The organism is Methylobacterium sp. 88A (assembly GCF_000376345.1).
GTDB lineage: Bacteria > Pseudomonadota > Alphaproteobacteria > Rhizobiales > Beijerinckiaceae > Methylobacterium > Methylobacterium bullatum.
In genome coordinates, this window is record NZ_AQVT01000001.1 from 4,279,089 (window position 1) to 4,294,811 (window position 15,723).

Sequence of the window (15,723 nt, forward strand, 5' to 3'; positions counted from 1 at the left end):
CGCGATAGCGGTCTCGCCCCTCACAGCGAGGCCGCGAAACTGTCGTGGAACATCGTGGAATCCACGATCTCCCGGTGGGTGACGTCGGGGATCACGGTCACCTGTTCCACCCGGTTGGAGTAGCGGCCCCAATCCACGTGGTTCAGGCCGCGCTCCACCGACTTGCCGGCGAGCCAGACCCGAATCGGACAATCGAACCTGTCCGCCCGGTAGCGGCGATAGAGCAGCGTGTTGTCGACGAAGGTCCAGAGTTCGTATTCCTTGCTGCCGACGCCTGGGCCATCAAGGGGCAGCGGATCGGGGGCGGCCGCCACATAGGCGAGGAACTGCTCGTGGAGTTCCGGGTCCATGCGCCGGAACAGGTCCTCCCAGTCGGCCCGCATCGGCGAGCGCTCCAGCCAGGACGCGACATTTTCCTGGAGGCGACGACGATGCTCCGGCGTCAGCACCGGCAGGGCGCCGACGGCGAAACTCACATCGATGTCGCAGACGTCGAGCATGCCGACGAAGCCGAGGTCGATGCGCGAGCCCAGCATCCGCGCCGCCTCGTAGGCGAGGACGCCGCCCCAGGACCAGCCGAGCATGGTGCAGGGGCGTCCGGCGCTCTCCTTCTCGATGATCTCCGCATAGCGCGCGGCGATGTCCTCCACAGAGACCACGCTCTTGCGCGCATCGGTCAGCGAGTAGCAGACGAAGCCGGTGACCGGCTGGTCCGGCCCGAGGCGGCGGACCAGGGGCGCGTATTCGCGGGTGTTCACCATCAGGCCGGGGAAGCAATAGAGCACCGGGCGGTCGCCCGTCGCCCGCAGGCGCACCACCTGCGCGGTGCCGACGACGTCGGCGGTGAGCGCCGCAGCCAGGGTCTCGACGCTCTGGTTGTTGAAGATGTCGGCGATGGTCGGCCTGCGCTCCGGGAAGGCCGCGCCGAGGGCGGTGAGCACGCGCAGGGCGGTGAGCGAGTTCGCGCCGGCCTCGAAGAAGTTCTGGTCGGGTGGGATGGCGGGGAGGCCGAGCGCCTTGGCCCAGATCTCGGCCACCACGGTCTCGGTGGCGGTGAGCGGGCGCGAGGGGCCGCCCGTCGCCTCGACCAGGGGCGCGGGCTCCGGCAGGGCCGCGCGGTCGAGCTTGGCGTTGGGCGTCAGCGGTAACCGATCCAGCGCCACGATCCGGCTCGGCACCATGTAGTCCGGCAAGCGTCGGGCGAGCTCCGCCCGGAGTGCCGCGGGGTCGAAATCCGCCCCGGCCGCATTGACAACGTAGGCCACCAGCAGCGGACCCGCCGGACCCTGTCGCAACGCCGCCGCCGCGCCCGCCACAATCTCCTGCGCCAGCAGCGCCGCCTCGACCTCGCCGAGCTCGATCCGGAACCCGCGCAGCTTCACCTGCGCGTCGGCCCGCCCGAGATACTCCACCGTCCCGTCCGCCCGCCAGCGCGCCAGATCCCCGGTGCGGTAGAGCCGGCCCCCTTCCCGACCCGACAGGTCCGGGAACGGATCGGGGATGAACCGGTCCGCCGTCTGCCCGGCCCGGCCGAGATAGCCCCGCGCCAGACCGTCACCGCCCAGATGCAGCTCCCCGGTCACCCCCACCGGCACCGGCTGCAACGCCGCGTCAAGAATGTAGGCCCGCCGGTCTCCCACCGCCCGGCCGATCGGGGCGTAGGCCCCCTCCACCGCATCCCCGGCCCGCGCCCGCCACACGAGGGGCGAGATCACCGTCTCGGTGGGTCCGTAGCCGTTGATCAGCAGCGTCGGGTCGAGCGCCCGGCCGATCAGGGCGAAGCTCTCCCGCGACAGGGCCTCGCCGCCGAACGCGTAGGAGCGCCGGCTCGGGCGAGGGCCGCTGGCGGCCTCGAGCGCGAGCTGGTGCATGTAGGCGGTAGGGAAGCCCGCATGGGTGACGCCGTGACGCTCCATGGCATCGAGCGCCTCGCGCGGGGTCCACAGCCCGTCGGGCTTGAGCACGACGCAGCCGCCGAAGGCCAGTGGCACCATCCAGCGCTCCTGCGCCCCGTCGAAGCTCATCGACAGGACGTGGAGTTCGCGGGTCTGCCGGTTCGTGCCGTAGACCGCCCCCGTGGCCCGCACGTGCCGGGCCAGGGGCCCGTGCGCCACGGCGACGCCCTTGGGGGTCCCTGTGGAGCCGGAGGTGTAGATCACGTAGGCGAGCTGCTCCGGATGGGCCGTGCGGGACGGCGCGGTCTCGGGCTCGGAGGCGAGATCGAGGGCGGAGGGGTCCAGGCTACCGGCCTCTCCCATTCCGGACTCTTGCGCCAGCCCGTCGAGGGCGCTGCCCTGCACCAGCAGCAGGCGGGCGCCGGCATCGCGCAGGAGGGCGGCCAGACGCGCCCTCGGCTGGGTCGGATCGAGGGGCAGGAAGGCGCCCCCGGCCCGCAGGATGGCCAGGAAGGCGGCGATCTGGTCCGGCCCACGCGGCAGGGCCACGGCGACCACGGCCTCGGGGCCGATTCCCTCCCGGATCAACCGGTGGGCGAGGCGGTTGGCGGCCCGGTCGAGCTCGCCGAACGTGGTGGTGCGCGGACCGCAGATCACCGCCGGCGCCTCGGGATCGGCCTGGGCCGCCGCGCCGATCAGCGCCGGCACCAGCGAATCCGACAGCGGCATCCCATCCGCGTAGGGCGAGGACAGCGAAGCGAGAGAGGAGGCCGGGACCAGCGGCAGGGTATCGACGCGGCGGCCGGTCTCCTCCACCGCGCCGCGCAGCAGGGTGAGGAAGCCGTCGCGCATCCGCTCCATGGTGTCCCGCTGGAACAGGTCGCGGGCATAGCCGAACGCCCCGCGCAAGGCCCCGCCGGCCTCGGCCACCGTTTCCAGAACGACATCGAACTGGACGTTGCCGGTTCCCCGCCCGAAGGGCGACACGACGAGATCGCCCACATTGAACCGGGACGGCCCCTCGACCCGGTGGCTGTGCATGACCTGGACGACGGGAGTATGGCTCACGGTCCGGCGGGTCTGGAGCGCCTCCACCAGACGCTCGAAGGGCAGGTCCTGGTGTCCTTGCGCATCCACCATGGCGTCGCGCACGGCCCGCACGTGGTCGAGGACGCCGGCCGCCGGATCGACGACGAGCCGGATCGCCAGGGTGTTGACGAACAGGCCGACCAGCGCCTCCGTCTCCGGCCGGTTTCGGTTGGCCACCGGCACGCCGATGCGCAGGTCCGCTTCGCCGGTATAGCGCCGGAGCACCAGGGACAGGATGGCCAGCAGGACCATCGCCGTCGTAGCGCCGGCCTGCCGTGCCAGGGATTCGAGGCGGGCGGCGATATCGGCATCGACCGCGAAATCCACCGCCGCCCCGCGAAAGCTCTGGACCGCCGGGCGCGGGCGGTCGGCCGGCAGGGGGATCACGGACTCCGTCGCCCCGAGGCGGTCCCGCCACCAGCCGAGCTGGCGCTCGAGTTCGCCCGCCTCCAGCCAGTCGCGCTGCCAACGCGCGTAATCGGCATAGGCGATCGGCAGCGGCGGCAGGCCCGAGCTCTCCCCCGCCACATAGAGGCGCATCAGGTCGGCGAGCAGGATCTCCACCGAGCGGCCGTCGGAGACGAGATGGTGCATCGTGAGGAGGAGGACGTGGCGCTCGGCCTCCATCCGCACCAGCACGGCCCTGAACAGGGGCGGTGCCGCCAGATCGAAGGGCCGTCGTGCCTCCTCCCGCGACAGGGACGCGAGGCGTTCCTCGGCTAAGGCCCGGTCCTCGGCCTCCAGCGAGACCTCCCGCAGGCTCGCCGCGACGAATGAAGCGGTGACCGCCTCGACCTCGTCGGTCTCCCCGGCCCGGAACCCCGTCCTCAGCGCCGGGTGCCGCGCCACTAGAGCGTCGAGCGCCCGCGCCAGCGCATCCCGGTCGAGCGGCCCGGAAAGATCGAGCCCCCCGGCGATATGGAGCAGGGCCGCGTCCCCCCCCATCCGCCCGATCAGCCACAGCCGCTCCTGCGCGTAGGACAGGGGAGCGACCCTCTCGCCGCCGGCATCCTCGTCCCCCGCCACGATCGGCAGGCGCGAGAAGTCGATGCCGCGTGCGGCCAGGGCGTCGAGGAAGACCCTGCGCTTGTCGGGGGCAAGCCGGGCGAAGCGGCGGCTGAGATCGGCGGCTTGGCCAGACATTTAGGCCTCCAGATCGGCGAGGAGAGCGTCCATGTCGGACAGGTCGGCGGCCTCGTCCCGTCCGTCCCCGGCTCCCTCGCTCGACGTCGCGGCCAGGGCGTAGCCGCGCAGGGTCGGGGCCTCGAACAGGGCACGGATCGGCACGGTGAGACCGAGGCGCTGCTTCACCCGCATGGCGAGTTGCGCGGCGGTGAGGGAATGGCCGCCGAGGGCGAAGAAGTCGTCGTCCCGGCCCACATTCTCGACGTCCAGGATCTCGCGCCAGATCTCCGCCAGGGCGATCTCCATGGCCCCTTCGGGCGTGTCCGAGCCTCGCGAGGTCGCGAGCGGCGCCGGAAGGGCGCGCAGATCGAGCTTGCCGTTCGGGGTCAGCGGCAGAGACGCGACGACCAGGATATGAGCCGGCACCATATGTGCGGGTAGCCGGCGAACGATCCCGCTACGGAGGGCATCCGCGTCGATCCCCTCGCCGACCACATAGGCGACGAGGTGCCTGTCCCCGGCGGCGTCGCGCAGGATGACGGCGGCATCGATGACGCCGGGTTCCGCCCGCAGGGCCGCTGCGATCTCCCCCGTCTCGATCCGGAACCCGCGCAGCTTCACCTGCCCGTCGGCCCGTCCGAGATAGGCCAGCGTGCCGTCCGGCCGCCGCACGGCGAGATCGCCGCTGCGATAGAGGCGCGCCCCCGGTGGCCCGAACGGGTCCGGCACGAAGCGCTCGGCCGTCAGCGCGGCCCGCCCGAGATAGCCCTGCGCCAGACCGGCGCCGCCCACATGCAACTCGCCTGCGACCCCATCGGGCACGGGGTCGAGGGCGGCGTCGAGGAGATGCAGGGTGAGATCCGGCAGGGCCTCGCCGATGGGGCTGTCGGCCCGATTCGCGTCGTCGGCTACGAGCGGTCGATAGGTCACGTGAACCGTGGTCTCGGTGATGCCGTACATGTTCACCAGACGGGGCGAGGCATCGCCGAACCGCTCGAACCACGGCCGCAGGGCGGATACGTCGAGCGCCTCCCCACCGAAGACGACGTGGCGTAGCGCCAGTCCCCGGGGCCGCGCGAGGGCGGCCTGCATCAGCGGCCGGAAAGCGGACGGGGTCTGGTTCAGCACCGTCACGCCCTCGCGGACGAGAAGGTCGAGGAACGCGTCCGCCGCCCGCGCCACCTCGCGCGGCACCACCACGAGCCGCCCGCCATGACAGAGCGCGCCAAAAGTCTCCCAGACCGAGAAATCGAACCCGTAGGAATGGAACAGCGTCCAGACGTCGTCCTCGGCGAAGGCGAAATCCTCCTGCGTGGTGGTCAGCAGTCGCGCCGCGTTGGCATGGGTGACCACGACGCCCTTCGGCCGGCCGGTGGAGCCGGACGTATAGATCACGTAGGCCGGCTGATCCGGATGGGGTGCCGGAGGCAGCGGCGTGCCTCGGTCCTCGGACGCCGCAGGACCGTCCATCAGGATCGGGCTGGGGCCGCCCTCCGGCAGGCTGTCGACGAGGCCGGCCGTGGCGAGCACGTGCCGGGCCCCGCAATCGGCGAGCATGAAGGCGAGGCGGTCGGCCGGATAGGCCGGGTCGAGGGGAACATAGCCGGCTCCGCTCTTCAGGATCGCCAGGATGCCGACGACGAGCGATATCGAGCGCTCGGCGCAGAGACCGACGAGATCGCCCGGCCGCACCCCTTCGCGGACGAGACGCCGCGCGAGACGGGCCGCTCTGGTCTCGAGGTCGGCATAGGTCGCCTGCTCACCCTCGCAAGTGACGGCCACGGCCTGCGGTCGCCGACCCGCCTGCCAAGCGATTCGGAGATGGATCGCGGGCTCGGCCGGCGATGGCCGGAGGACGGCGGCCCGATGCCGTGCCGCCTCGATTTCGTCGGGCGGGACGAGGGTGAGGGCATCGAGGGGCGTGTCGGCCGCATCCATCAGGGCATCGAGGATGTGAAGCACCTGCGCGTTCAGGCGCCGGACCTCGGCGGAGGAGATGCGGGCCTGGTCGATGCTCCAGTTCAGGCGCGGCGCGCCGTCGAGGAGAAGCGACAGGGTGAGGGGAACGTCGGTCGCTTCGAGGGTCGCGACCGGGCCGAATTCCAGGCCGCCGAGGCTGCGGTCGCGGACCACGGCGTCGAGGGGGTAGTTCTCGACGACGAGGAGGCTGTCGAACAGCGGCTGCCCGCCGCGCCCGACCCAGGCCTGGATGTCGGCCAGCGAAGCGAGATCGTGCTCGCGCAGGGCCGCCGCCTCGCCTTGCAGCCGACGCAGCCAGTCCCCCACGTTCAGATGTCCGGGCAGGCCGACGCAACGCGGCACCGTGTTGATGAACAGGCCGAGCACCCCGTGCATTCCGCCGTCATCCGGCGGGCGGCCCGATCCTGTGGTGCCGAAGGCCACGGTGGAGCGCCCGGTGAAGCGGCTCAAGGTGAGCGCCCAGGCCGCCTCGAACACCGTGTTCAACGTCACCGTCTCGCGCCGGGCGAAAGCCTGGAGGCGGTCGGTCCGCGCCTCGCCGAGGGCGGTGTCGATGGCGATGTGCCCGCTCGCCCCCGTCTCGCCGGACAGAGCCGGGGCGAGGAGGCTCGGCTCGTCCAGCCCGGCCAGGGCCTCGCGCCAGAATGCCTCGTCGGCGCCGCGGTCGCCTTGCGACAGCCGGGTCAGGTGCTCGCGGAACAGGCGGGTCGGTGCCTCGACCACCTCTCCGGCATAGTGGCGCAGCACCTCGGAGATCAGGCGCGCATTGCTCCATCCATCGAGGAGAAGATGGTGGCAGGTCCAGATCAGCCGGTGCCGGTCTTGGCCGAGATCGACCAAAAGGAGGCGCATGAGCGGTGCCTGCGCGAGGTCGAAGCCGCGGGCGCGCTCGGCCCGCGCCAGCGCGTCGAGATCGGCGTCGGCGCGGTCGCTCAGGTCGAGCCGAGTAATCGGCAGCTCGGCGGAGGCATGCACGAGCTGGAGCGGAGCGGCGAGGTCGCCGGTCCAGAGGAAGCTCGTACGCAGGATCGGATGGCGTGCGACGCCCGCACGCCAGGCCGCCGCGAACCGGTCGGGGTCGAGGTTGCGGATCGTGACGCCGAGTTGGTTCACGTAGAGACCCGCTTCCGGCGCGGCCAGCGCGTGGAACAGGATTCCGCCCTGCGTCGGTGTCAACGGATAGATGTCCGTCACGTCCCGCAGATCGAGGCCGTCGATCCGGTCCTGCGTCAGGGCGGCCAGGGGGAAATCGGACGGTGTCGCACCGCCGGCCATGGGGTCGAGGCCGTGCTCGGCGAGGGCGGAGAACGCGGCACCGAGCCTTTCGGCGAGGCGGTCGATAGTGGCCCCGTCGAAACGGGCGGCGCTGTAGCCGAGGCGCAGGGTGACCGCGCCGTCCCGCAGGAAGCTGTCGACGATCAGCTCGGCGCCGAGAGGTGCGGCGGGATCCGCCGACAGCCGCATCGATCCGGCATCGATGGAGAACAGGGCACCGGCATCGATCTCGGCGACGGTGCCGAGGTGATTGAACGTCACCTCCGGCCAGGGCTGGGCCGAGAGTTTCGCACGCAATGATTCCGGGCCGAGGTAGCGCAGGACCGAGTAGCCGGAGCTGTCCCCGGGGAGGGTTCGCACCGCTTCCTTAGTCGACTTCGCATCGCGCCCGACATCGCCTGATACCGACAGGGTGATCGGAACCAGGGTGGTGAACCAGCCGACCGTCCGATCGAGGGGAAGGTTCGTGGCGTCCCCGTCCCGGCCGTGGCGCTCCAGGGTGACGCCCAGCGTCGAGTGCCCCGACCAGGCGGCGACGGCGCGGGACAGGCCGGCGAGGAGGACTTCGTCGAGCCGCATCCCGTAGGCCGTGCGCAGGCGATCGAGCCCAGCCATGAGGGAGGGGTCGAGGACGAGGGTCCTCGTCGCGGCGTGATGCTGGTCACGCGCGCCTTCGGGTCGGTCGACGGGAAGGCGCGCGGCCGAAGGCGCGGACGCCCAAGCCTCGCTGCGACCGGCGATCTCCGCCGCGTGATCTCGCAGACGGTAAGCCCAGGCCCGGAAGGGCGTCGCGACGGCGGGCGCCGATGCGTCTCCCCGGTAGAGCAGGTCGAGGTCGGAGACGAGGATGCGCCACGACACGGCATCCACGACGAGGTGATGGGCCGTGAGAAGCAGGCGCTGACGCCCATCGGGGAAGTTCGCCAGGATGGCGGCGAAGACGCGGCCATCGGCGAGGTTGAGGCTGCGCTCGGCGGCGAGGAAGCAGACCCGTGCCTCGTCGTCGCTCTCCACTTCGACGATGGACAGGGGCTTGGCGAGCATCTCGGCCGATACCGGCTCCTGGATCCAGGCTCCGGTCGCATCGCGGCCGAAGGCGTAGCGCAACGCTTCGTGATGGGCCACCAGGGCCGCAAGCGCGTCGCCGAGGCGATCGGCGTCGAGCCTCACGCGGGCATCGAGTTCGAGGGATTGATTCCAATGGTCCCGGCGGGCCATTGGCTGTTCGAAGAACCAATGCTGGATGGGCGTGAGCGGCGCAGGGCCTTCCGGGACGGACACCGTCGTCTCCGCCCCATCGGGCCGGGCGATGACGCGGGCCAGGGCGGTGACGGTCTGATGCTCGAAGATCTGGCGCGGCGTCACGGCAAAGCCCGCTTCGCGCAGGCGGGCGACGATCTGCAGGCTGAGGATGGAATCGCCGCCGGCCTCGAAGAAGTTCCGGTCGGGCGGGATGGCGGGGAGGCCGAGGGCCTTGGCCCAGATCTCGGCCACTACCGTCTCGGTGGCGGTGAGCGGGCGCGAGGGGCCGCCCGTCGCCTCGACCAGGGGCGCGGGCTCTGGCAGGGCCGCGCGGTCGAGCTTGCCGTTGGGCGTCAGCGGCAAGCGATCCAGCGCCACGATCCGGCTCGGCACCATGTAGTCCGGCAACCGCCGGGCCAGATCCGCCCGAAGCGCTGCGGCGTCGAAATCCGCCCCGGCCGCATTGACAACGTAGGCCATCAGCAGCGGACCCGCCGGCCCCTGGCGCAACGCCGCCGCCGCGCCCGCCACGGTCTCCTGCGCCAGCAGCGCCGCTTCCACCTCGCCGAGTTCGATCCGGAACCCGCGCAGCTTCACCTGCGCGTCGGCCCGGCCGAGATACTCCACCGTCCCGTCCGCCCGCCAGCGCGCCAGATCCCCGGTGCGGTAGAGCCGGCCGCCGTCCCGGCCCGACAGGTCCGGGAACGGATCGGGGATGAACCGGTCCGCCGTCTGCCCGGCCCGGCCGAGATAGCCCCGCGCCAGACCGTCGCCGCCCAGATGCAGTTCCCCAGTTACGCCCACCGGCACCGGCTGCAACGCCGCGTCGAGGATGTAGGCCCGCCGGTCCCCCACTGCCCGGCCGATGGGCGCGTAGGCCCCCTCCACCGCGTCCCCGGCCCGGGCCCGCCACACCAGGGGCGAGATCACCGTCTCGGTGGGGCCGTAGCCGTTGATCAGCAGTGTCGGGTCGAGCGCCCGGCCGATCAGCGCGAAGCTCTCCCGCGACAGGGCCTCGCCGCCGAACGCGTAGGAGCGCCGGCTCGGGCGCGGGCCGCTGGCGGCCTCGATCGCCAATTGGTGCATGTAGGCGGTGGGGAACCCCGCATGGGTGACGCCGTGACGCTCCATGGCGTCCAGCGCCTCGCGCGGGGTCCACAATCCGTCCGGCTTGAGCACGACGCAGCCACCGAAGGCCAGCGGCACCATCCAGCGCTCCTGCGCCCCGTCGAAGCTCATCGACAGGACGTGGAGTTCGCGCGTCTCCCGGTTCGTGCCGTAGACGGCCCCCGTGGCCCGCACGTGCCGGGCCAGGGGTCCATGCGCCACGGCGACGCCCTTGGGGGTCCCGGTGGAGCCGGAGGTATAGATCACGTAGGCGAGCTGCTCCGGATGGGCCGTGCGGGACGGCGCGGTCCCGGGCTCTGACAAGAGGTCGATGCGGGACGGGTCCAGGCTACCGGCCTCTCCCATTCCGGACTCTTGCGCCAGCCCGTCGAGGGCCGGACCCTGAACCAGCAGCAGGCGGGCGCCGGCATCGCGCAGGAGGGCGGAGAGGCGCGCCCTCGGCTGGGCCGGATCGAGGGGCAGGAACGCGCCCCCGGCCCGCAGGATGGCGAGGAAGGCGGCGATCTGGTCCGGCCCGCGCGGCAGGGCCACGGCGACCACGGTCTCGGGGCCGATGCCGACCCGGATCAACCGGTGGGCGAGGCGGTTGGCGGCCCGGTCGAGCTCGCCGAACGTGGTGATGCGCGGCCCGCAGATCACCGCCGGAGCGTCGGGATCGGCCTGGGCCGCAGCGCCGATCAGCGCCGGCACCAGCGAATCCGACAGCGGCATCCCATCCGCGTAGGGCGAGGACAGCGAAGCGAGGGACGAGGCCGGGACCAGTTCGAGCGTGTCGATGCGATGGGCCGGGGTGCCGGTCAGGCCGTCGAGCAAGGCGCGATAGCCCTCCTCGAACCGGGCGATGGTGGCAGGGTCGAAAAGGACTTTGGAATAGGCGAAGGTCGCGGACAGGCCGCCGTCCTTCTCCGATACTTCCAGGACGAAATCGTAGGCGGGCGTGCCGGTATCCTGCCCGAATGCTTCGAGCTTAAGGCCGGCGACGGTACCGAGATCGCCCAGGGTCGCCGGCTGTTGGCTGATCATCACGCGGGCAAGGGGTGCCCGGCCGGGAATGCGTTCCGGCTGCAGCGCCTCCACCAGTCGCTCGAAGGGCAGATCCTGATGCGCCAAGGCGTCGGTCAGCAAGGTCCATAGCTGACTAATGACGTTGCGTCCCGGCGATGCCGGGTCGATCGACACAGGCAGGACCAGTGTGTTCACGAACACCCCGACGAGGTGTTCGACGCCCGGCAGATGGCGACCCGCCACGGGCATGGCGATGCGCAGGCTCCGGGTGTCGCCATAGCGATGCAGGAAGAGGGCGAAGGCGCCGAGCAGGACCGTGAAGGGCGAGGTGCCCGTCTCACCCGCCAGGGCCGCGACCCGACGGCTCACCCCCTCGCCGATCGTGAAACCGTGACGGAGGACGCGGTCGGGTATTCCGACCCGCCTCTGGCGATCGGAGAGCGACAGATCGGGTTCGGGCCCGCCGAGGCGTTCGCGCCACCAGGCGAGGTCGGACTCCATGGCATCGGCGCGTGGTTCGCTCGCCTGCCAGGCGGCGATATCGGCCGGCTGGATCGTAAGGGGGGGCAGACCGGTGGGCAGGCCCTCCGCCTCAGCCCGATAGAGCGCCGGCCATTCCCGCAGGATCACGCCCATGGACCAGCCATCGGACACGATGTGGTGCAGGGTCACCAGGAGAACGTGATGGGCCCCGCCGAGGCGGACCAGGGCAAAGCGCGCGAGCGGGCCGCCGGCGAGGGTGAAGGGGCGTTCCGCCGCCTCACGGCAGAGGGCCGCGAACCGCTCCTCGCGCTCATGCGCGTCGAACCCGGTCAGATCGGTCTCGGGCAACGCGACCTCGCAGCCGGCCACGATCACCTGCTCGGCCCGGCCGTCGGGGCGGCGGTGCAGACGGGTGCGGAAGGCCTCGTGCCGTGCCACGAGGGCAGCGAGGCTGCGGTCCAGGGCGCTCCGGTCGAGGGCGCCGTGGAGGTGAATTCCGCCGGCGATATGATGGCGCTCGTCATCGCCGAATTCGGCCTCGAACCAGAGCCGCTCCTGCGCCAGCGACAGGGGAAGCGCTCCGTCACGGGGGGCCGGAGCGATCACGAGAGCCGTGGTGCCGGTCGCGATCTCCGCCCCGACCGCATCGGCGAAAGCCCCGAGCCGGGGATGCGCGAACAGGGTCTGCGGCGGGATCGCGATGCCGATGGCCGCGCGCAGCTCGGTGAGCATCCCGATGGCCGCGATGGAATTGCCGCCGAGGGCGAAGAAATGACTGTCGCGGGTGAGGTCGCGCCGGTCGAGGATGACGGACCAGATCGCGGCGAGGCGCGCGTCCAGCCCGGCCAGGGCCATGGTCTCACCGGATTCCGGCGCGCTTTCCGCATCGATGCGCCGACCGCCCTCCACCACCGCGTAGGCGTCGAGGGCGCCCGTCTCCCACCCGCGCCGCGTGGCGCCGCGCTGAATCTTCCCGCTGGATGTGCGCGGCAGGCCGCCGGGATTGAGCAGGACCACGACGCGCGCGGTCTCGAGGAAGGCATCGGCGACGGCCTCCGATACCAGCGAGGCGATCGCCTCGGGCGCGGCGAGCTTCTGGACGGTGCGCGACACCTCCACCGCCACGCCGATGCCCTCGCGGCCGTCGCGCTCGATGGCGAAGGCGGCGATCCGGCCTCGGCGCAGGATGTCGACGCCCTGCTCCACCACCCGCTCCACGTCCTGCGGATAGACGTTCTGGCCACGCAGGATGATGAGGTCCTTCTCGCGCCCGACGAGGAAGAGCCGGCCACGGTGCAGGAAGCCGAGATCGCCCGTCCTCAGGCAGCGCACGCCGTGCCGTTCGACGAAGGCGGCCGCCGTCGCGTCCGGGTTGCGCCAATAGCCCTGGGCGAGGCTCGGACCGGAGACGACGACCTCGCCGATGGTCCCGTCCGGCAGCGATTCCCCATCGGAACCGGCGATGTGGATCGGATGCCCGGGCTGCTCGAAGCCGCAATCCACCAGCCGGGTGCCGTCCGCCGCAGCGACGGCGCGGCCTTCCGCGAGGGTGGCGGGATCGAGGTCGAGGGACCGCATGCCCTCGCCGCGCGTCCCGGCGGTGAGGAAGAGCGTCGCTTCCGCCAGGCCGTAGGACGGCCTCAGCGCGCGGGCGTCGAAACCGGCGGGAGCGAAGCGCTGGGCGAAATCGGCCATGGTGGAGGCCCGGACCATTTCCGAGCCCGAGAAGGCGATCTGCCAGCTGGACAGGTCGAGCCGCGCGACGGTCTCGTCGTCGACCCTGTCCTGGCATAGGCGGAACGCGAAATCGGGACCGCCGCTCACCGTGCCGCGATGATGGTGGATGGCCTCCAGCCAGCGCGCCGGTCGGCCGAGGAAATGCTTGGGCGACATGAGAACGCCCAGGATGCCCGCGTAGATCGGCTGCAGCATGCCGCCGATCAGACCCATGTCGTGATAGAGCGGAAGCCAGCTCACCATGACGTCGTCGGGACGGAAGTCGAACCCGACCCGGATCAGCCGCTCGTTGGCGACGAGGTTGGCGTGACTGACGACCACGCCCTTGGGCACGGCCGTGGAGCCCGACGTGTATTGCAGGAAGGCGACGTCCTCCGGCAACGGCGCCGCCTCGAGCCGACCGGCGGGCTCCGCGTCGCCGGATTCGTCCGCCGAGATGTCCTCCACCGGCAGGACCGCGCTGCGGATTCCCGCCGTGGCGAGCATGGCGTGAACGGAGTCCGCGTCGTCGCGATGGACGAGGATCAGCGCCGGCTCGGCGTCATCGATGATCGCGGCGATGCGCGCCTGATGCTGCGCCCGGCGCGGCTCGGGCGGGAACACCGGGACGGCGATGAGGCCGGCCTGCAGGCAACCGAAAAAGCCCGCCACGTAGTCGAGCCCGGTATCGAGCAGGAGGCAGACCCGGTCGCCGGGCTTCGCCGATTGCCGAAGCCGCGCGGCGATGGCGCGCGCCCGACGGTGGAGCTCCGCATAGGTGACCGTGACCTCGCCCCGCTGCGGGTCGTCGAGGAAATGAAGGGCGGAGACCTCGCCATGGGCCTCGGCCAGCCAGCGCAGGTGACTGACGAAGTCCGTGGCGGGCGGGACCGCCAACGACGCGCGCGGGAAACCGTCGGTCATCATGTGTCCTGGTAAGTCTAGAACGGGGATGTCATCGAAACCGGGCGCCGGGGTTCAGGCGCGGGCGTCGCCGGCAAGGGCGCGGCGCAGGCTCAGGGGCCGCATGTCGGTCCAGACCGTGTCGATATGATCGAGGCACGCGGCGCGGGGCCCGGAGAAGCCGGTGGCTCTCCATCCGGCCGGCACCGGGCGATGGGCGGGCCAGACGGAATATTGCTCTTCCCCGTTGATCACGACGAGGAACGTCGCTTCGCTGTCGTCGGTGGCCATGGCGTCGCGCTCCGCGAAATTGGTCGGTCTTGCAGCCAGAGACGGTGGCGGATCGCCGAAATTTAAGCGGCGGCGCACAATTTTTCCGGCCGGCTCCTAAATCCCTCCCCTGCCCGAACGTCCCTTTGCCTGACGACCGCCGGCGGATCGCCGCGGTGATCCGTGTCGCTCGGCGCAGGAATGGAGGTTCGGTGATGACGGAATCCTACGACCACTCGGATACGTCCCTCCCCCTGCGCGGGGTATTCCGGGACGAGGGGCTGAGGCGCGGGGACGATGACGACGCGCCGGTCTACGATGCGCTCGGCATCGGCTTCGGCCCGTCGAACCTGTCGCTGGCCATCGCCCTCGACGAGGCGGGACGGCGGCGGGGCCGCCAGCCCCGGGTGCGCTTCCTCGAGCGCCAGGACGAGTTCGTCTGGCACGGCGGGATGCTCCTGCCTGACAGCGGGATGCAGATCTCCTTCCTGAAGGATCTCGTCACCCTGCGTGACCCAACGAGCCCCTACACCTTCATCAACTACCTCCATGTCCACGGCCGGCTGATCGACTACATCAACCGCAAGTCGTTCTTTCCGAGCCGGATCGAGTTCAACGCCTATCTGCGCTGGGTCGCCGGGCATTTCGCCGATCGCTGCGACTATGGCGATACCGTGCTGGCCGTCGAGCCGGAGGGGCGCGGCGACACGATCCGCCATCTGCTCGTCCATTCGCGCAAGGCCGATGGCCGCGAGCGGAGACGGCGCACCCGCGCCGTCATCCTCGCCACCGGAGGCGAGCCGCGAATCCTGCCGGTCTTCGAGGAGCTGCAGGGGAGCGCCCGGATCTTCCACTCGTCGCGCTACCTGTCGCGGATCGACGGCGTTCCCCTGCCGGACGGCGCCACACGCCGGCCGCGCATCGCCGTCATCGGCGCGGGCCAGACGGCGGCCGAGCTCTTCCTCGACCTGCAGAGCCGCATTCCCACCGCGGACATCTCCATGATCTTCCGCGGGCAAGCGCTGAAGCCCGCCGATGACAGCCCCTTCGTCAACGAAATCTTCAACCCGGACTTCACCGACTTCGTCTACGGCCAGCCCGAGACCCAGCGCCGGGCCATCATCGACGAGTTCCGCGGCACCAATTACTCGGTGATCGACACCGACCTTCTGACGCGCATCTTCGACATCCTCTATCAGCAGAAGGTCTGCGGCGAGCATCGCCATGCCCTGCGGCCGAGGACCACCGTGGTCGGGGCCGTAGAGCAGGCCGGCGAGATCGTCCTCGAAACCCTGGACGCCGCCACGGGGCTCACCGCGCAGGAAGCCTACGACGTCGTGATCCTGGCCACGGGCTATCGCCGCGACCGCCTCGAGACCATCATGCCGTCGCTCGCACCGCATCTCACCGACGGCACCATCGGCCGCGATTACCGTCTCGCCACCCGCCCCGGTTTCGAGCCGGGCATCTATCTCCAGGGTTTCAGCGAACCCACCCACGGCCTGAGCGATACCCTCTTGTCCATCCTGGTCATGCGGGGGCATGAGATCGCCCAATCGCTACTGGCCGACCGGCAGACGACGGCCGCGCGGGCCTGACGCGGCCCTCGGTC

General features: G+C 71.2%; 4 protein-coding genes. 1 reads left to right on the forward strand and 3 read right to left on the reverse strand.

Annotation, left to right across the window (positions count from 1 at the left end):
• Nucleotides 1–20 precede the first annotated feature (20 nt).
• From A3OM_RS24430 to A3OM_RS0120450, 3 genes are read right to left on the reverse strand one after another with little or no spacing between them, the layout of a single operon-like run.
• The gene (locus A3OM_RS24430; RefSeq protein ID WP_018045647.1) at nucleotides 21–4,127 is read right to left on the reverse strand and encodes a non-ribosomal peptide synthetase; all 4,107 of its coding nucleotides are present in this window, start codon (nucleotides 4,125–4,127) and stop codon (nucleotides 21–23) included.
• Nucleotides 4,128–13,865 (reverse strand): non-ribosomal peptide synthetase, encoded by a 9,738-nt coding sequence (locus A3OM_RS0120445; RefSeq protein WP_018045648.1) that lies wholly within the window; start codon nucleotides 13,863–13,865, stop codon nucleotides 4,128–4,130. It lies immediately after the preceding gene.
• 51 nt (nucleotides 13,866–13,916) lie between these two features.
• Nucleotides 13,917–14,132, reverse strand: coding sequence for an MbtH family NRPS accessory protein (locus tag A3OM_RS0120450; protein ID WP_018045649.1), 216 nt, complete (start codon nucleotides 14,130–14,132; stop codon nucleotides 13,917–13,919).
• 194 nt (nucleotides 14,133–14,326) lie between these two features.
• Between A3OM_RS0120450 and A3OM_RS0120455 the strand changes: the two genes are divergently transcribed.
• Nucleotides 14,327–15,709 carry a lysine N(6)-hydroxylase/L-ornithine N(5)-oxygenase family protein gene (locus A3OM_RS0120455; RefSeq protein WP_018045650.1) on the forward strand — a complete coding sequence of 461 codons (1,383 nt, stop codon included), beginning with the start codon at nucleotides 14,327–14,329 and terminating at the stop codon, nucleotides 15,707–15,709.
• Nucleotides 15,710–15,723: the final 14 nt, after the last annotated feature.